At 37.5% G+C, this 17,679-nt stretch carries 17 protein-coding genes; 13 read left to right on the top strand and 4 right to left on the bottom strand.

The features are described from left to right. The first annotated feature begins 241 nt into the window (after nt 1-241). Nucleotides 242-1,789, top strand: coding sequence for an L-glutamate gamma-semialdehyde dehydrogenase (gene pruA / locus ABDZ63_RS07280; RefSeq protein ID WP_343782750.1), 1,548 nt, complete (start codon nt 242-244; stop codon nt 1,787-1,789). A gap of 155 nt (nt 1,790-1,944) precedes the next feature. Here pruA and ABDZ63_RS07275 read toward each other — a convergent pair whose 3' ends face one another. Continuing rightward, nucleotides 1,945-2,322: an SLAP domain-containing protein gene (locus tag ABDZ63_RS07275; RefSeq protein WP_343782749.1), complete on the bottom strand. Its 378-nt coding sequence runs from the start codon at nt 2,320-2,322 to the stop codon at nt 1,945-1,947. A gap of 97 nt (nt 2,323-2,419) precedes the next feature. Between ABDZ63_RS07275 and ABDZ63_RS07270 the strand changes: the two genes are divergently transcribed. Further along, a complete protein-coding gene (locus tag ABDZ63_RS07270) occupies nt 2,420-2,872 on the top strand; it encodes a DUF2269 family protein (RefSeq protein ID WP_343782748.1) in 453 nt (150 codons plus the stop codon). A 17-nt stretch (nt 2,873-2,889) separates the two neighbouring features. Beyond that, the gene (locus tag ABDZ63_RS07265; RefSeq protein ID WP_343782747.1) at nt 2,890-4,002 is read left to right on the top strand and encodes an NAD(P)/FAD-dependent oxidoreductase; all 1,113 of its coding nucleotides are present in this window, start codon (nt 2,890-2,892) and stop codon (nt 4,000-4,002) included. 100 nt (nt 4,003-4,102) lie between these two features. Here the strand turns inward: ABDZ63_RS07265 and ABDZ63_RS07260 are convergent, their stop codons facing one another. Further along, nucleotides 4,103-4,777, bottom strand: a complete 675-nt coding sequence (locus ABDZ63_RS07260) for a Dph6-related ATP pyrophosphatase (RefSeq protein ID WP_343782746.1) — start codon at nt 4,775-4,777, stop codon at nt 4,103-4,105. A gap of 228 nt (nt 4,778-5,005) precedes the next feature. On the opposite strand from ABDZ63_RS07260, the gene ABDZ63_RS07255 reads away from it, so the two are divergent. From ABDZ63_RS07255 to ABDZ63_RS07245, 3 genes are all read left to right on the top strand, one after another. After that, nucleotides 5,006-5,095, top strand: a complete 90-nt coding sequence (locus ABDZ63_RS07255; RefSeq protein ID WP_343782744.1) for a hypothetical protein — start codon at nt 5,006-5,008, stop codon at nt 5,093-5,095. A gap of 108 nt (nt 5,096-5,203) precedes the next feature. Further along, entirely contained in the window at nt 5,204-6,130 is a 927-nt protein-coding gene (locus ABDZ63_RS07250; protein WP_343782742.1) for a TraB/GumN family protein, read from the top strand. A 162-nt stretch (nt 6,131-6,292) separates the two neighbouring features. Beyond that, nucleotides 6,293-7,165 carry a helix-turn-helix domain-containing protein gene (locus ABDZ63_RS07245; protein WP_343782741.1) on the top strand — a complete coding sequence of 291 codons (873 nt, stop codon included), beginning with the start codon at nt 6,293-6,295 and terminating at the stop codon, nt 7,163-7,165. 129 nt (nt 7,166-7,294) lie between these two features. On the opposite strand, the gene ABDZ63_RS07240 is transcribed toward ABDZ63_RS07245, so the two are convergent. Then, on the bottom strand, nt 7,295-8,176 hold the full coding sequence (locus tag ABDZ63_RS07240; protein ID WP_343782740.1) for a helix-turn-helix domain-containing protein: 882 nt from the start codon (nt 8,174-8,176) through the stop codon (nt 7,295-7,297). A 172-nt stretch (nt 8,177-8,348) separates the two neighbouring features. On the opposite strand from ABDZ63_RS07240, the gene ABDZ63_RS07235 reads away from it, so the two are divergent. Together ABDZ63_RS07235 and ABDZ63_RS07230 are read left to right on the top strand one after the other, a co-directional pair. Beyond that, nucleotides 8,349-8,471 (top strand): hypothetical protein, encoded by a 123-nt coding sequence (locus ABDZ63_RS07235; protein WP_343782739.1) that lies wholly within the window; start codon nt 8,349-8,351, stop codon nt 8,469-8,471. 608 nt (nt 8,472-9,079) lie between these two features. Next, nucleotides 9,080-9,382 (top strand): hypothetical protein, encoded by a 303-nt coding sequence (locus tag ABDZ63_RS07230; protein WP_343782738.1) that lies wholly within the window; start codon nt 9,080-9,082, stop codon nt 9,380-9,382. Between the two features lie 97 nt (nt 9,383-9,479). Here the strand turns inward: ABDZ63_RS07230 and pepF are convergent, their stop codons facing one another. After that, nucleotides 9,480-11,291, bottom strand: coding sequence for an oligoendopeptidase F (gene pepF, locus ABDZ63_RS07225; RefSeq protein WP_343782737.1), 1,812 nt, complete (start codon nt 11,289-11,291; stop codon nt 9,480-9,482). A gap of 196 nt (nt 11,292-11,487) precedes the next feature. On the opposite strand from pepF, the gene ABDZ63_RS07220 reads away from it, so the two are divergent. The 5 genes from ABDZ63_RS07220 (at nt 11,488) to gatB (ending at nt 17,677) form a co-directional block, all read left to right on the top strand. Further along, nucleotides 11,488-12,879 carry a TldD/PmbA family protein gene (locus ABDZ63_RS07220; protein ID WP_343782735.1) on the top strand — a complete coding sequence of 464 codons (1,392 nt, stop codon included), beginning with the start codon at nt 11,488-11,490 and terminating at the stop codon, nt 12,877-12,879. A gap of 1 nt (nt 12,880) precedes the next feature. Next, nucleotides 12,881-14,224: a TldD/PmbA family protein gene (locus ABDZ63_RS07215; protein WP_343782734.1), complete on the top strand. Its 1,344-nt coding sequence runs from the start codon at nt 12,881-12,883 to the stop codon at nt 14,222-14,224. 238 nt (nt 14,225-14,462) lie between these two features. After that, nucleotides 14,463-14,753 (top strand): Asp-tRNA(Asn)/Glu-tRNA(Gln) amidotransferase subunit GatC, encoded by a 291-nt coding sequence (gene gatC, locus ABDZ63_RS07210; RefSeq protein WP_343782733.1) that lies wholly within the window; start codon nt 14,463-14,465, stop codon nt 14,751-14,753. 18 nt (nt 14,754-14,771) lie between these two features. Continuing rightward, complete coding sequence (gene gatA, locus ABDZ63_RS07205) at nt 14,772-16,247, top strand: Asp-tRNA(Asn)/Glu-tRNA(Gln) amidotransferase subunit GatA (RefSeq protein WP_343782731.1); 1,476 nt, start codon at nt 14,772-14,774, stop codon at nt 16,245-16,247. Next, entirely contained in the window at nt 16,247-17,677 is a 1,431-nt protein-coding gene (gene gatB / locus ABDZ63_RS07200) for an Asp-tRNA(Asn)/Glu-tRNA(Gln) amidotransferase subunit GatB (protein ID WP_343782730.1), read from the top strand. The genes gatA and gatB overlap by 1 nt, the downstream gene beginning before the upstream one ends. The last annotated feature ends 2 nt before the right edge of the window (nt 17,678-17,679 follow it).

The following is a 17,679-nucleotide window of genomic DNA, read 5'->3' as shown; positions in this document are numbered from 1 at the left end:
TTGGTTGAGTGCTTTTTTAGAATTATGCTTTAATGGTAGCGCTGGCTGGGATATAGCCGCTTTCGTCCCAATATATCAGTATTCGCGGAAATGTATTGGTGTTCGGCCTAATCTAACAGCATTCGAACCGTTTCTGTTGGAATATATAGGATTTATATTTGATATAGGTAACGTATTCGTTTAAAATATAATGTGGAAGCGCTATTACTTAGCGTAAAATCGTAAAGAGGAGGCTTTATTCATGGTACAACCATATCGTCACGAACCATTTACAGATTTTGAGGTAGAAGAAGATGCAAAAGAATTAGAAGCAGCTCTTCACCAAGTCGAACAAGAACTTGGACAAGACTATCCGTTAATTATTGGTGGAGAACGTATCTATACTGATGATAAGATTACGTCAATAAATCCAAATAATAAAAGTGAAGTAGTTGGAACTGTTTCTAAAGCAAATAAAGAGTTAGCAGAAAAAGCGATGAAAACAGCAGATGAGACATTTGAATGGTGGCGCAAATCAACACCAGAAATGCGTGCAGACATTTTATTCCGTGCTGCTGCAATTGTTCGTCGTCGTAAGCATGAATTCAATGCATGGGCAATCAAAGAATCCGGAAAGGCATGGAAAGAGGCTGACGGTGATGTTGCAGAAGGTATTGACTTCTTAGAATATTACGGTCGTCAAATGTTAGAAATTGCAAAAGGTGGCGAAGTAAATAGCCGACACAATGAAAATAACCGTTTCAGTTATATCCCATTAGGTGTTGGGCTTGTTATTTCACCATGGAACTTATTGTTTGCCATTATGTGTGGTACAGCGGTATCACCAATGGTAACGGGTAACACAGTACTATTAAAACCTGCATCTAACTCACCTGTCATTGCTTATAAATTTATGGAAGTGATGGAAGAAGCAGGTATGCCAGCGGGTGTTATCAATTACATCCCTGGAAGTGGTAGTGAAGTAGGTGACTACCTAGTAGAGCATCCAAATACACGTTTTGTTAGCTTCACTGGTTCACGTGATGTGGGCGTTAACATTTATGAAAAAGCAGCTAAAATTCAAGAAGGTCAAAAGTGGCTGAAGCGTGTGATTGCTGAAATGGGCGGTAAAGATACGATCGTCGTTGATGATGAAGCAGACTTAGAGTTAGCTTCTCAAGCAATTGTTCAGTCTGCATTTGATTTCTCCGGTCAGAAATGTTCTTCTGGTTCACGAGCTGTTGTGCATCAGGACGTTTATGACGAAGTGCTAGAACGCGTTGTTGAAATTACGAAAGGCCTTGATATTGGTGATACGTCTAAGAAGAACTATTACATGGGTGCCGTAATTGACCAAAATGCATATGACAAGATTATGAGCTACATGGATGTTGGTAAAGAAGAAGGACGTCTAATGATTGGTGGAGATGGTGATGATACGAACGGATATTACATTAATCCAACTGTCTTTGCTGACTTAGCTCCAGATTCACGCATGCAACAAGAAGAAATCTTCGGTCCAGTAGTTGGTTTCACTAAAGCGAAAAACTTTGATGAAGCAATCGACATTGCGAACAATACAGATTACGGTCTAACAGGTGCGGTTATTTCAAATAATCGTAACCACTTAGAAATTGCTCGTGAAGATTTCCACGTAGGTAACTTATACTTTAACCGTGGTTGTACGGCTGCAATTGTAGGTTATCACCCATTCGGTGGTTTCGATATGTCAGGTACTGATTCTAAAGCAGGTGGACCTGATTACCTTTACAACTTCATACAAGGTAAAACAGTTTCTGAAATGCTTTAATAAGCAACATAAATCCCTCTCAAGTGATGAACTTGAGGGGGATTTTTATATTAAGGAAGTGCGTTAATCACTCTCCATTAATAACCCCTATTTAAAGATAATAGTTTTCGGTAATCATGGTTCTATTCTAAGTCACCTGTTGTAGATCTATGAATTTACTCATCAATTAATAAAAAGCTTTTCTCTAAGTCGCTTTCAAATGATTCCCCTTTAACGTATGTTGGGAAGATGAATGTCCATGGCATCGAAGTTTTTGGTTTAATTGAAATAGGGATGGTGAAGCGTTCTTTCGCTAGTTCCCCAAAATTCACTAGTGTTTGAGCAAATTCAATTTCACGGTTACTAACGTTATGTATAAAAGCTGTTACTAAGAGATCATCACGATGGTTGATCGCGTGCCATAAGACAGAAAAGCTCACCTCTTCACGATTATTTTCAGTAAAATTTATTGATTTAAAGGCTTCTTCAATTTTTTCACGATCTTGATGCGATAATGCCTTCTTCCACTTAGGTTCATAAACTAATTGTTGCATGATAATCACTCCTCTTTAACTTATTGTAAGAGTATTTTCAAAGTCTGTCACTTTATATAAGGAGCATTCGCGTTATAATAGGTGGGGAGGTGGCATCATGACGTTATATGGTTCTTTAGTATTGATTCATATTGTTTCAGCCATTATAGGAATGGGACCAGGTTTTATTTTGACTCGTGTGACAAAATCCGCAACCAATATAACTGAATTAAGGCATGGATATAAAGTAAAGCAACAACTCCATTATTTTGTTATGATTGGTGGAACACTTTTACTCATTACGGGTTTGTGGATGGGCTTTTTAACCCCCAGTTTATTTCAGCAAGGCTGGTATGTCGTGAGTCTTATCTTATTTTTATTCGCATTAATTATGGGGCCAACTGTTTTGAAAAAGCGTTCTAAACCTATTAAAGAATTGCTTGAACAGACTTACAGTGAAGACATTCCTAATCATTATTTTCCTTTAGCTAAAAGACTCTATCGCATCGAATATATGGTAAACACGATTTTTGTCATAATTATAGTACTAATGGTTTTAAAACCGTTTTAGAAAGTGGTGAGGAAGTTTTGAGTTATATTATAGTTGGTGGTGGCATTCTAGGTGCCTCGACAGCTTATCATTTAGCAAGAAAAGGCGAACAAGTCACATTAATTGACCGTAACGACCAAGGACAAGCAACGGATGCCGCAGCTGGAATTGTTTGTCCTTGGTTATCTCAGCGTCGTAATAAAGCGTGGTATCAATTAGTGAAAAATGGTGCACGATACTACCCAGAACTTGTAGAACAGTTAAATGCAGAAGGGGAAAAGAATACAGGCTATAAACGTGTAGGGACGATCAGTTTACATACAGACCAAAAAAAGTTAGAACAAATGGTAGAACGAGCGGAAAAACGCCGAGAAGATGCACCAGAAATGGGAGAGATTAAGCTTCTTTCACGTGAGGAAACTAGAGAATTATTTCCACCTTTAGCTGAGGAGTATGCATCTGTATATGTCAGTGGTGGTGCACGTGTAAATGGGCGAGCTATTCGTAATTCGTTGATCCGTGCTGCTAAAAAGCATGGAGCTACTGTGATGGAAGGTGATGCACAGTTAATAGCAGTGGGAAGTCGTGTAACAGGTGTTAAGGTGAATGGTGAGGTTCTTGAAGCGGACCAAGTAATTGATACTGCTGGTGCGTGGTCTAGGCAATTAGTCGAGCCGATTGGTGTTGATTATGATGTGACAATTCAACGCGCTCAAATTCTCCATTTAGATTTAATTGGAGAAAACACAGCTGATTGGCCAGTTGTCATGCCTCCTAGTAATGCTTATTTATTAACTTTTTCAGGTGGCCGAGTTGTTGTTGGCGCAACACGTACAGATCATGCTGATTTTGATCATCGTGCAACAGCAGGTGGAGTTCGTGAAATTTTAGATAAGGCGTTAACCGTTGCACCTGGTTTAGATGATGCTTCTATTATTGAAACTCGTGTTGGATTTAGACCTTATACACCAGGTTACTTGCCTGTCATTGGATCAATGCCTGGCTATGACGGGTTGCTAGTGGCTAATGGTCTTGGTGCCACAGGTTTAACTGCAGGCCCATATTTAGGATCAGTGCTAGCGGATTTAGCTTTGGGTGAAGACGTTGATCTAGATTTAGGGCAGTACGATGTCAACGAAGCAATTAAATAGAATGGTAAAATCGCCGGAATAATAGTGAATCCGGCGATTTTATTTAATCGGGCGGTACTTGAAGTTAATTAAGCGAAATTTTTATTATTTAGGTGCTCACTTAATCCACTCTGTCTCTAACAACATCCTGATAAGTATAAAACGGCTCTTCTACAACGCTTTCACCTAGCTTGACAGGAAGTGGTTTTTTAAATAACGGCCCATCGACAACAAAGGTGTGAAACTCACCATTCTCACCACAAACATCAACGTCATAAGGCAACCTCTCTACTGTACCTTCATCTAAACTAGCTCCTAAAAATTCACGTGGAACACGACTTGGATCAATAGTTGTTATGAGCGTTTTATATCCCAGTTGTATAAATTCATTTATTAGCTTTTCTGTTGACTCATTCCATAAAGGAAAAATGGCCTCTAGTGCTAAATCTTCTACTTGTTGTTCACGGAAAGCACGAATATCAGCTAAATTGATATCGCCATAAACAATGTGAGTCACGCCATCATTTACAGCCTCTTGCAGTGCTTCTTTCATAAGGTTGTTATACTGTTCGTTCGTCGGTGATTGGGGTAAGTAGACTTTTTGAAGCGTAAGGTCTAATGCATCAGCTTGTAAATCTAGTAATTCTTCCCGATTACCGTGAACACTCGTTCTATTGTAAGTTTCATTAACAGTTGTTAAAAGCCTGTCAACTATAACATCATCACGTTCAATGATGCGGTGTAATGCAAGCATAGAATCCTTTCCACCGCTATGAGATACAACTACTCGTTTCATGTTAGCTCATTCCCTTCATTTAATTCGTTATAATCTATAATATTACAAATTAAACGATGAATCACTCTATAATCATAGTGAGTAAAATTATGTTAAAATAATAGTAGAAAATTAGCAATATTTATAATGGGTAAAGTCCGCATGTCTTATAAGAAACTGAGGCACAACCTACTAAATCTTTCTTACCTAGTGGTGAAAGCTTGAAGGATTATTTAGGCAGATACAATCATGGTTGCTGTTGGTTTTTCTCATTTCTTTGCACCAGGTAACATTATTGAACTATTAGAAGAAAAAGGTTATGAAATTGAAAGGAAATAAATATGATTTATAAGAAGGTGAACCTCTTATTGCCTGGGAGGTTCATTTTAATTTTCTAGTAAATTGTAACGTATGGAGTATAGTGATCGAAGTGAGGAGAGATTACATATGAAAAAAATGCTGGTATTATTAGCAATTTCACTTATCGTTGTTACAGGTTGTCAAAGTGATTCGCTCGATGTTAGTGATGTTGATATACCTGAGAGAAGTGAAGGTTTTTTCTGGGAGGCAGAGCATCATGATAAAACTATTTATTTTCTTGGCACAGTCCACGTTGGGGTAGAAGAGATGTACCCTTTGCGAGATGAAATCGAAATGGCGATGGATGAAGCGGATTTATTATTAACTGAAATTGATGCAAGTGACGAACAAAGAAGTGAAGAAATGGTGAGTATTCAAGAGCAGTATATAACATTGAATGAAGGTGAGAGATTAGAAGATTACTTAGATGAGAAATATATTGAGGAGGTAGAGTGGATTGCAGAGAACCCAGGCATTGAATATGAAATGTTAAACGTCTTGCAACCTTGGATTGTAGAAGAGCTATATAACGAAATGCTTATTATAGAGTCCGATTATGACTTTGAATATGGTGTAGAGAGTTATTTGTATGAAAATGTATTAGAAAATGCTGATTCAATGGCATTAGAAGATTATGAAGAGCGTTTACAAGCAGTACGAGCTCGTGATATGAACTATCAAATTTACATGCTTGAGGAGACATTAGAACATACAAAAGAAGTGTTTGATGAAGAAATAGAAAAATCAGTTACAGCTTTTCGTGCTGGTGAAGAAGCGTTAATTAACCATGAACGAAAAATCTCAGAGGAATCAGAAAACCCTAACATAGAAGAAACTTATTTGAATGAAATGTTATTTAATCGAGATGAGCGGATGGCTGAACGTGTAGATGAAGTGGTTCAAAATCACGATGCTGATACACTATTTGTTGCTGCAGGAGCCCTCCATTTCTTTGGAGAAGGTAATATTATTGAGTTATTAGAAGAAAAAGGCTATGAAATTGAAAGAAGATAGTGGAGATGACTCCCTTTTATTTAGGGGTTACTCCTTTGAATTAGGCTTGATCAATCACATAATGTTGTGTCATGAGCAGTCCCGATTATGAGTAAGTGTAAATATAATATATAAGAATTATTTTAAATTCTTAATTAGTGGACTTTGAAAGGGAATGATGTCATGAACTATGGACACACATTTCGTAAAATCCGGGAACAAAAGGGTTTTACGTTAGAAGATATAGGATCTGTTTCTTTTTTGTCAAAATTTGAGACAGGAGAATCTGATATATCGATCCAAGACTTATATGATTTTTTGGAGCGGATTGGTTTAACTTTAGATGAGTTTTTGTTTATTCATCATGATGGTGAGAGGCCACCGGGTATAATCGAATTTTTTAACCAAGCCTATGACGCCTATGTGAAGAGGGATGTTAACCTGCTACAAGAGATGCATAAAGGGCAAATGAGTCAATGGGAAGAACATGGATTACGGCGATACCGCCTTCAAGCCGATTTAGTGAAAATATATGAAAGTCTAGCTAAAAATAGAGAAATGGAGCAAGAAGATGGTGAGTTACAAGAAATAAAGGATTATCTCTTTAAAGTTGAAGCTTGGACACTTTACGAGTTGAGATTGTACAGTTCGGTGATGATGGTATTAGATGAGATCATGGTAATCACACTAACTAAAGAAGCCTATAAAAAGAGTAAAAATTACCATTACCAACCTCAAGTGAGAGACACGATTAACAATATTTTATTAAATACTTTAAGTTCCTTATTAGGGCCTATTAATCAACCAAATAGACTAATTAACACACAAGCATTTCTATATTTCTTGGAAGCATTAGAAGCAAATTGTCTGGAATCAGACTTCGTATTAAAATCGAATATGATGCAGTTAAGAGGGTTATATGAAGTGAAAAAAGGAAATATAACAGAAGGTGTAGAAATGGTTAAAGGGGCTGTTGATCTACTCAATCAATTTCAAGCGTCAAACTTAGCACAAGATGCAGAGAGATATATGAAATTAATACTTAGATACAAATAAAATTCTAGTGTAAAAGTCTTGATTTTAAAATAAAACCTAAACATTTAGAGTCAAAAGTGTTATGATATTTTATATGTTTATTAGATTAAAAGCAATGGGTGTCACCCCATTGCTTTTTCGTGGGAAATTTTAGACCCATTCATGTTCCTGGAAGGTTTCGATGTCATGTTCAATAATCTCAGCAAGTTGCGTCTTTCCTTGTAACTCAAAAAGAAACTTTGCTTTTTCCCAATATTTAATTCCTTTGTCGGTCTGTCCTTTTTTTATAAGGTTATGACCAATTTGATAATGGAAGTCAGCAAAGGCAAATAAATCTTCTTGTTCTCTGCAGTATGCTAAACCATGTTTACAAACTTCTAAAGATTTATCTAATTCATTTAGATCAGTATATACTTTAGCTAGATTAAACCTAACTTTTGCAATAATTCTTTTGTCTTTTAAATTAGTTATTTCATTGATTAAATCATAAGCTTGTTCGTGGTAATTTTTAGCTTCTAAAAGGTCACCCTCAAGTCTAAACATTATTCCTAAACTGCATAAAACTTGAATGTTTATTTCAGCGGAAAATCTGTCAAATGAGGATAGAGAAAGACAGTCTTTTAAAGTGTTTATTGCAGCTTTAAAATCTTTATCTATATGATATTGTAATATCGCCTTGTGCCACATCAAGTGTCTTCGAGCCTGTTGAGTCTGAAATAAAGGATTGTCTTGTTCTAATTTTACAATTTCTTTGATTATTACATAGTCTCTATCCCTTCTAGCTTGTTCTAATTGTGACCATACTTCATTTAAATAATCTTCACGTTCACTATCTGAGTCAGCAAGGAAATAAGTGATATGAACTCCCAGCTTATCTGCTATTCCTTTTAATGTGATATAAGAGGGCTGGTGCTGATCGCGTTCGATCCTACTAAGTTCCGATTGTGAACACACTCCATTTGCCAAGCCTGCTTGAGAAATGTTAAGTCGTTTTCTTAAATCATTTATTTTCTCCCCAACGGTTAAATTCATAGATACTCTCCCTTTTATGCAAAAACGCATAATTTTTTAAAAAAGTGTGGAAAAGAGCGAAAATTATGTATAAAACGCTTCAAATCTATTATAGTCAACTTTAAAGCGTTTTTACAAATCTCTTGTCACAGTACATAATGTGTATAGATTGATTGAGGGAGGTGTAGAAAGGATGAAAAAACTACTAGTACTTACAATTCTTCTAGGAGCTATTTTCGGTCTAACCCCAACCGAAACAGCAGTAGGAGATGAGTCAGGTCCAATCACTGTTTTAGAATTACCTGACATGCACTAATTTATTTGAGTCATACATACTGAACCCAGTATGGCTCGTAAAACTTAAGTCCCTGTACCCATTAATCATCTAATAGATTAAGGGCAATCACTTTTTTGATGAACGAATGATTTAATACAAGATCACGCTCTTGTAATGGTTTCACCTCAGCCGCATCCTCCTTAATTCGGTATTAAGGAGGATGTCCCCCATTTTTTTGCTTAGAGTCACTAAGGATGGAGTTCAAAATATGAAGCTATTATTAATTTTACTAGTTATAACATTGAGTGGCTGTAATCATTATGATGAAGACACCTTAGCAGCAGAACACAAGCCGACTGCTCCGATGTTCGATTATATAATTTAACGATTGTTGTAAAAGATGAAGATCAGATTAGTAGAATTAATAATAGTGTTGTATCAGATTTAGCACAATTGAATTTAAATCAAGTGATGACGACAGCTTATGCATGGGATGATTTAGAAAAGGATTATTCCAAAATATCCTGAGATTAAAGAATACCCAACATACTTATTATTTAGTCATGAAGGGGTCGAGTTAAAAACAAGAGATCTTAAAGAGCTAAGCAATTATTTAAATTAAAGGCGAACTCAATAAGGGTGATGATATGGCAAATCCACTCATTATATTAGTTGCACTCTCATTAATAGTTATCGTGTTAAGATATAGAGATTTGCGATTTTACCAAACATTATATGAAACAGCAGGTTACAGGCCTAATGAAATCAATCGACGATATACTTATTTACGTGAACAAGGTGTAAGATGCCGTCTACAAAATACCACTTCTAAAATGGGTGTGATTGTTCACGGAGGGTCTGAATTAGGTACAACGATTCGACTGCTCGTCCATAAGAAGGATTTTAATCAAGCTGAAGCAATAATGGTAGATTATAAAAAATGTAGTTGATTTCATTATGTATACTCCCTAAATCTATATATAGAAAAGGCAAGTGTTAATATGCACTTGCCTTTTCTTGTTGAAGGCATCATGATTCAGTTTATATCTAATCTACTAATTCATAGCTCTTTTCTAACTCATCTACTAACGTACCCACATAATCAACAGCTTTTTTAATGGCATCAGAAGTCGTCATATCAACACCCGCATATTTCATCAGCTCTTGTGGCGTTTTCGTACCGCCCATCTTCAAGACTTCTAACCAACGATCGATTGCTGGTTGACCTTCTTCTTTAAACAACTGAGATACGGCAGTTGAAGCGGTTAGTCCAGCTGAGTAAGTATAAGGGTATAATCCCATGTAGTAATGGGGTTGTCGCATCCAGGTTAATTCAGCACCTTCGTCAATTTCTACAACATCTCCCCAGAAGTTACGTAACGCCTCACCCTTCTCTTCCTTTAACGTATTCGCTGTTAATGGAACACCTTTCTCTGCTAACTCATAAACGCGGCGTTGGTATTCTCCTTCTAGTAAGTGTGTGACAAAGTTATGATAATAAGTTCCTAACAGTTGTAAAATTACCCAACGACGCATACGTGGATCATCTGTATTTTCTAGTAAATGATCAGCTAGTAACATTTCATTCATCGTCGATGGTGCTTCGATGAAATAAGTCGACGGTCTTGTATTAAAAATATGCTGGTGCTTGTTAGCTAAGTGCAAGTGGCCTGCATGTCCTAACTCATGAGCTAAAATGAACGCACCACGCATTTTTCCTGTATACGTTAATAAAATGTACGGGTGTACCCCATAAGGACTCGCGCAGAAAGCACCCGTTGACTTACCAATATTATCAGCATAATCAACCCAGCGTTCTTTTAAAGCTTTCTCCATAATGTCGGTATATTCAGGCCCCATCACCTTTAAAGCATCTAAAATTGTTTTAGACACATCTTCATATGAAGATTCAGGGTCAAATTCAGGGTCTAGTGGTGCTTTTAAGTCAACGAACTGTAATTGATCTAAACCGTATACTTGTTGCTTTAACTTTGCAAAACGACGCATGTGTGGTGCTAGTTCCTTTTGAATAACATCTAATTGATTATGATACATCTCTTCTGTTACTTTTTGTGGTTGAAGTAACATCTGAGTAACTGAGTCATAACCACGCGCACGTGCTAGAGCAACTTCTTTCTTTACTTGTGTTGCGTACGTTGCAGCATAGGTGTTTTCATATTGTTTTAAAGTTTTAACGAATGAGTCATACGCTTTACGACGTACCTCTGTACTTGATGAGAGTTCGTGTTCATCTTCAAATAAAGCAAACGAGTTGGTATACTCAGTCCCATCACTTGTTGTAAATGATTCAAACGCCATATCAGATGACTTACTACGTTGATAGATCATGTAAGGTGCTGAATGAACTTCACCTAAAGATGCGAGCACTTCTTCAGTTTCAGGTGCTAATGTGTACGGTTTACGTTCAAGTAGATCTTCTAATGACTTCTTATAAACTTGTAAGTCTTCATTTTCGTCTAAATATTTTTCGATTGTGCCTTCTGGAAGTGCTAATACTTCTGAATCAAAAAACGCCATCTCAGCTTGGACTTTTGCGAAGGCTTGAGACACTTTACCAGAATTAGCTTGATTTTCAGGATTAGTGCCGTCTTCAGAAGAGCGTAGATTCGCATAAGTGCCAACTACGATTGCCTTCTTTTGTACTTCTGCCTGGGCATCTAAACAAGCTAATAAAACGTCAGGACCTTCGTTAAGGCGTCCTTTATATTGAGTGACTTCTGGTGTTAGATTCTCTAACTCATTTAATTCTTTCTCCCACTGCTCGTTTGATTCAAATAAATCTTCTAATTTCCATGTCTGTTCAACAGGAACGTCTTGTCTTTTTAAACGTTGTGCCATAATTTTAAAAACCTCCTCAAAATCTATTTCGCAAATCTAAGTATTAGTATAAAATAAAATTTAGGACATGTCACATAAATCAGAAAATTAATAATCATCTTTCTCTTCTAAGGCTCTAGTCTGAGGAAATTTCCAACTTCATAATGGTTAAGGCTTTAAAGAAGTGATGTAAGATCAAATTAAAAGGGGGAGTTATATGTTAAATCAAGCGTTAGTTCAAGATGTCATCGATGAAGCTTTAAAAACGGGTGGTGACTTTGCAGAGGTATTTGTAGAAGATACGTTTAAAGATCAGCTAATGCTTTTGGGAGGACGTATTGACACAAGCTTATCAGGTCGCGAGTTTGGTGTCGGTATTCGTGTGTATAACGGATTTCACAGTGCCTATACATACACGACAGACTTTTCACGTGAAGGTCTACTGAAAACAGCACATCACGCGGCACAGGCAATTCATGGCGAAAGTCAAATTCAACCTCAGAAATTCCAAGTAGAACAAGCTTCAATTATTCACCCGATCGCACAACTACCACAATCTGTTGAGAAAACACGTAAAGCAAGTGTGATGAAAAATGCAGCTGACATTGCGAGTCAATACCACAACAGCATTTCACAAGTTAAGGTGAGCTTATTAGATGAGGAACAAAACGTCTTAATCGCAAACTCTGATGGTAAATTTGTAGAAGATCAACGTATTCATAGCCGAATGGCAATTGCGGCGATTGCATCTAATGAACATGATATGGAGACTGGCTTTTATGGTCCTGGTGCTGTTAGAGGGTTTGAGTTTTTTGAAGACCTAGATTTGAATCATTATGCAAGTGAAGCAGCACGAATTGCTGTGACAAACTTAGGAGCAGACCCATGCCCAAGTGGTAAATTCCCAGTCATTATTGATAACGAATTTGGTGGAGTTATTTTCCACGAAGCATGTGGTCACGGGCTAGAGGCTACTTCTGTGGCAAAAGGTAAGTCGGCTTTTGCTAATAAAGTAGGTGAGCGTGTTGCACCAGACATTGTCACTTATATTGATGATGGTACGATTCCAAATGAATGGGGCTCGATTAATGTTGATGATGAAGGAAATAAACCGCAAAAGAATGTGTTAATCGAAAATGGTATTTTAAAAGGTTATTTAGTTGACCAATTAAATTCACGGATTATGAAGACTAAGCCTACAGGTTCAGGTCGTCGTGAGTCCTACCGATTTGCTCCAACATCACGTATGACAAATACCTATATTGCACCAGGGGAGTCGACGCCTGAGGAGATCATTGAAAATACAGAATACGGAATCTATGCTCGGTATATGGGTGGCGGTTCAGTTAATCCAGCGACTGGTGATTACAACTTTGCTGTCAATGAAGCATATATCGTTAAAAATGGTAAGATTGACAAGCCAGTTAGAGGGGCGACTTTAATTGGTAATGGTCCAAAAACATTACAAACAGTTGATATGGTTGGTAATAATTTAGGTCATGGTGCTGGTATGTGTGGCTCATTAAGTGGAAGTATCCCAGTTAACGTCGGACAGCCAACTTTACGTGTAAGTGAAATTACAGTTGGTGGTAGAAAGGAGGACGCTTAAGATGAACGTAATTGAATTTAAAGATGAGTTATTTCAACAAGGGTCAGAAAAAGGCTTTAAAGATATGGAGATTTACTATGAAAAGACTGATCGATTCGTATGTGCGATCGAAAAAGGCGAAGTTGACCAGTTTACAACTGCTGAAGTTACAGGTGTCTCTTTTCGTGGCGAATATAGTGGGCAAATGGGTTACGCCTATACTGAAAGGCTAGATGAATCATCAATAGACTTCCTATTAGACAGCGCCCTTGAAAGTGCGAGTGTGCTAGAATCTGAGGATGTTGAGGAAATCTATGAAGGAGACCGGGAATATAGAGATTTAAGCTTTACTAAAGAAGCGCTAAAATCTGTCACATCTGAAGAGAAAATTAATTTTATGAAGCAATTAGACCATGAAATTTATCAAGCTGATGAGCGTGTTATCGGCACGAATTTCTTCCAGATACAGTCAGTTGAAGTTCAAAAGGCGATGTACAACAATAAAGGGTTAGCATTAGAAGATGATAAAAACTATATAATCTTTTTTGTAGTTGTTATTGTTAAGGAAAATGATTTGACCAAATCAGGAGTCCATGTCGAAATCATTGAAGATTGGAGTAAGGTAGACGCGAAACAATCGGCTCACAAAGCTGTTCAAGAAGCTGTTTCTTATTTAAATCCATTAGAAGTGGAAGATCAATTTTACCCGATTATTTTACGTCAAGACGCTGCAGGGGATTTGTTAGAAACGTTCGTAACAACGTTCTCAGCAGAAACAGCCCAGCAAGGCATGTCAAAACTGAAAGAGAAAGTAGGTAGTAAAATAGCTGGCGATCACATTAATTTAATCGATGATCCGTTTAGAAAAAATGGTATGGCAAGTCGAACGTTTGACGCTGAAGGTGTTGCGACTAAAGAATTGAAAGTTATTGAAAATGGTATACTCACAACACTATTACACAATCGTAAAACAGCCAAAAAAGATGGTGTCAAAACAACTGGTCATGCTTCAAAACCTTCTTACAAAGGAACGATTAACGTAGCACCATCTAATCTTTACATTGAACCAGGTGAGAAATCTTATGAAGAGTTAGTTCAAGGTATAGATGAAGGTATCGTTGTTACGGACTTACAAGGTCTGCACTCTGGTGTTAATGAAATTTCGGGTGATTTCTCTTTAGCGGCGAATGGTTATTATGTTAAAGACGGTAAAATCCAAGGCCCGACGAATTTGATGACAGTTGCGGGAAATTTCTTTGAATTATTGAACCAAGTTGATGGAATAGGTCGTGATCTTGATTTTGGTCCATCTAATGTCGGCTCACCTTCACTATTATTAGAAGGTTTGTCTGTCACATTTGAATAACAGCGGTTAACCTTTGTTTCGTTTGGCAAAAATATAAGGAGAAGACTCACTTAGTGGGTCTTCTTTTTAGTTTGGGTAAATGCTCGGGTTAACTTCAAACGACAACATTCTGTGAAATAACTGATATTTCCCGGGTAATTAATGGAAAAATAATAGTAGTGCAATCATTGTCATTGTAAAGTAAAATTTGCTATGATAAATAGTATTGTGAAGTGTATAAAGTACGGAGGTGCAAGGGATGTCAAAGATTTCGAAAGATCAAGTTAAACACGTGGCTAACTTAGCGCGACTAGCTATTACAGAAGAGGAAGCTGAGAAGTATAGTGAGCAATTAAGTGCTATTATCGATTTCTCAGAACAACTTAATGAACTCGACACAACAGATGTCGAACCAACAACGCATGTGTTAGAGATGAAAAACATTATGCGAAAAGACGAACCGAAAGAATGGATTTCAAAAGAAGACGCACTTAAAAACGCACCAGACCAAAAAGACGGCCAATTCCGTGTGCCGTCCATCTTAGATTAATAAGGAGGGAAAGAGTAGATGTCAGTTTTAGATTTAACGATTAAAGAACTACAAGAGAAACTAAACAATAAAGACATTACTGTTACTGAAATCGTAGAAGCTACTTATGAACGCATTAACGAAACAGACGATGAAGTCCAAGCATTTGTCACGTTAAATAAAGAAGAAGCCTTAAAGCAGGCAAAAGCATTAGATGAAGAAGGAATTAATGAGAATCAATTCCCGCTTTTCGGGATGCCGATTGGAATTAAAGATAATATTGTAACGAAAGGGTTACGCACGACTTGTTCAAGTCAAATTCTATCTAACTTAGATGACCCGCTCTATGATGCGACAGCTATGCAAAAGTTAAACAATGCCAAAGCAATCAATATCGGAAAGTTAAATATGGATGAATTTGCGATGGGTTCTTCAACAGAGAATTCGAGTATGAAAGTGACACGTAACCCATGGAATACAGACTTCGTACCAGGTGGTTCTAGTGGTGGTTCAGCAGCGGCTGTAGCTTCTTTACAAGTTCCGTTTGCTTTGGGTTCTGATACAGGGGGGTCTGTACGCCAGCCAGCTTCATATTGTGGTGTCGTTGGAATGAAGCCTACATATGGACGTATATCACGTTTTGGATTAGTTGCTTTTGCTTCATCATTAGATCAGATCGGACCATTAACAAAAACAGTTGAAGACAATGCTCGTATTTTAGAAATCATTGCAGGACAAGATGAAATGGATTCAACTAGTGCCAATGTTGAAGTTCCTAAATATAGTGAAGCTCTAACTGGTGATGTAAAAGGGTTGAAAATCGCAGTACCTAAAGAGTATTTCGGTGAAGGTGTCGATGAAGAAGTTAAAACAAGCGTCCGTCAAGCGTTAAAAGTATTGGAAAGTCAAGGCGCTGAATGGGATGAAGTATCATTACCACATTCAAAATACGCTGTTGCAGCCTATTACATGATCGCCTCATCAGAAGCATCAGCAAACTTAGCCCGTTTTGATGGTATTCGATACGGTAAGCGCGCTGAAAACGCTGAGGACATGATGGACATGTTTAAGAAGTCTCGTAGTGAAGGTTTTGGTGAAGAAGTTAAGCGTCGTATTATGCTAGGGACATTTGCCTTAAGTTCAGGGTATTACGATGCTTACTATAAGAAAGCGCAACAAGTTCGTACATTAATTAAGCAAGACTTTGATCAAATCTTTGAAGAATACGATGTTGTACTTGGCCCAACCGCTCCAACAACAGCCTTTGAGATTGGTGATCAAATTGATGATCCATTAACGATGTATGCAAATGATATTATGACGATTCCAGTTAACTTAGCAGGTGTGCCAGGAATCTCAGTCCCATGTGGCTTTCACCCTGAAAATAACTTGCCAATTGGCTTGCAAATCATCGGCAAACATTTTGATGAAAGTACGGTTTACCGAGTCGCACATGCATATGAACAAGCTACAGACCATCATAAGCAAAAGCCACAACTAGGAGGTGCCAAGTAATGAATTTCGAAACGATAATCGGATTAGAAGTCCACGTTGAATTAAAAACACAGTCTAAAATTTTCAGCCCAAGCCCTAATGCATTTGGTGATGAGCCTAATAGTAACGTAAATCCAATTGACCTTGGCTATCCTGGTGTTTTACCGGTTTTAAATGAAGAAGCGGTAAACTACGCAATGCGTGCAGCAATGGCATTAAACTGTGAGATTGCAACAAATACCAAGTTTGACCGTAAAAATTATTTCTATCCAGACAACTCGAAAGCTTACCAAATCTCACAGTTTGATGAGCCGATTGGTGAGAATGGTTGGATTGATATTGAAGTGAATGGTGAAACGAAGCGTATTGGAATAACACGCCTTCACTTAGAAGAAGATGCAGGTAAGCTAACGCACGGTGATGACGGTTATTCATTAGTGGATTATAACCGCCAAGGTACACCACTTGTTGAAATCGTGTCAGAACCAGACATTCGTACACCGGAAGAAGCTTATGCCTATTTAGATAAGCTACGTAACATTATTCAATTTACAGGCGTATCAGATGTCAAAATGCAAGAAGGTTCATTACGTTGTGATGCCAACCTTTCACTTCGCCCATATGGACAAGATGAGTTTGGCGTTAAAACAGAACTGAAAAACTTAAACTCTTTTAACTTTGTTCAAAAAGGTCTTGAGTTTGAAGAAAAGCGCCAAGAGAAAGTCCTTCGACAGGGTGGCGAGATTTTACAAGAGACTCGCCGTTATGACGAGAAGACGAAAGAAACGATCTTAATGCGTGTTAAAGAAGGTTCAGATGATTATCGATACTTCCCTGAACCAGATCTAATTCCGTTATACATTGATGATGCATGGAAAGAAAAGGTGCGTCACTCGATTCCAGAATTACCAGACTCTCGTCGCGTGCGGTATGTTAATGAACTAGAGCTAGATGAGTATGATGCAGGTGTCTTAACTAATACAAAGGAAATGTCTGATTTCTTTGAAGCGACAATCGAAGAAGGTGCAGATCCTAAGCAAGCGACTAACTGGTTAATGGGTGATATTTCAGCTTATATGAATAAACAACAAGTTGAACTACAAGATTTACCGATTACACCAGAAGCGTTAGCGAAAATGGTGAAGCTTATTGAAGAAGGAACACTATCATCTAAATTAGCGAAGAAGGTTGTAACAGAGCTTGTGAAAAATGGTGGTGACCCGGAGAAGATTGTTAAAGAGAAAGGACTTGTTCAAATTTCAGATGAAGGTCAGCTACGTGAAATCATTACAGAGATTTTAGATGAAAATGAGCAATCGATTATTGACTATAAAAATGGTAAAGACCGCGCACTTGGCTTCTTAGTCGGTCAAGTGATGAAGAAGACAAAAGGGCAAGCCAACCCACCAATGGTTAACAAGATTTTAGTTGAAGAGATTGATAAAAGATAATA

This window comes from Alkalibacillus silvisoli (genome assembly GCF_039521975.1).
Classification (GTDB): domain Bacteria; phylum Bacillota; class Bacilli; order Bacillales; family Alkalibacillaceae; genus Alkalibacillus; species Alkalibacillus silvisoli.
Note: the sequence above shows the minus strand (reverse complement) of the source record. Positions and strands in the feature narration are given on the sequence as shown.

Coding starts and splice junctions, on each gene's coding strand:
- pruA (WP_343782750.1), top strand. CDS start 242: ATGGTACAACCATATCGTCACGAACCATTTACAGATTTTGAGGTAGAA.
- ABDZ63_RS07275 (WP_343782749.1), bottom strand. CDS start 2,322: ATGCAACAATTAGTTTATGAACCTAAGTGGAAGAAGGCATTATCGCAT.
- ABDZ63_RS07270 (WP_343782748.1), top strand. CDS start 2,420: ATGACGTTATATGGTTCTTTAGTATTGATTCATATTGTTTCAGCCATT.
- ABDZ63_RS07260 (WP_343782746.1), bottom strand. CDS start 4,777: ATGAAACGAGTAGTTGTATCTCATAGCGGTGGAAAGGATTCTATGCTT.
- ABDZ63_RS07255 (WP_343782744.1), top strand. CDS start 5,006: ATGGTTGCTGTTGGTTTTTCTCATTTCTTTGCACCAGGTAACATTATT.
- ABDZ63_RS07250 (WP_343782742.1), top strand. CDS start 5,204: ATGAAAAAAATGCTGGTATTATTAGCAATTTCACTTATCGTTGTTACA.
- ABDZ63_RS07245 (WP_343782741.1), top strand. CDS start 6,293: ATGAACTATGGACACACATTTCGTAAAATCCGGGAACAAAAGGGTTTT.
- ABDZ63_RS07240 (WP_343782740.1), bottom strand. CDS start 8,176: ATGAATTTAACCGTTGGGGAGAAAATAAATGATTTAAGAAAACGACTT.
- ABDZ63_RS07235 (WP_343782739.1), top strand. CDS start 8,349: ATGAAAAAACTACTAGTACTTACAATTCTTCTAGGAGCTATTTTCGGT.
- ABDZ63_RS07230 (WP_343782738.1), top strand. CDS start 9,080: ATGGCAAATCCACTCATTATATTAGTTGCACTCTCATTAATAGTTATC.
- pepF (WP_343782737.1), bottom strand. CDS start 11,291: ATGGCACAACGTTTAAAAAGACAAGACGTTCCTGTTGAACAGACATGG.
- ABDZ63_RS07220 (WP_343782735.1), top strand. CDS start 11,488: ATGTTAAATCAAGCGTTAGTTCAAGATGTCATCGATGAAGCTTTAAAA.
- ABDZ63_RS07215 (WP_343782734.1), top strand. CDS start 12,881: ATGAACGTAATTGAATTTAAAGATGAGTTATTTCAACAAGGGTCAGAA.
- gatC (WP_343782733.1), top strand. CDS start 14,463: ATGTCAAAGATTTCGAAAGATCAAGTTAAACACGTGGCTAACTTAGCG.
- gatA (WP_343782731.1), top strand. CDS start 14,772: ATGTCAGTTTTAGATTTAACGATTAAAGAACTACAAGAGAAACTAAAC.
- gatB (WP_343782730.1), top strand. CDS start 16,247: ATGAATTTCGAAACGATAATCGGATTAGAAGTCCACGTTGAATTAAAA.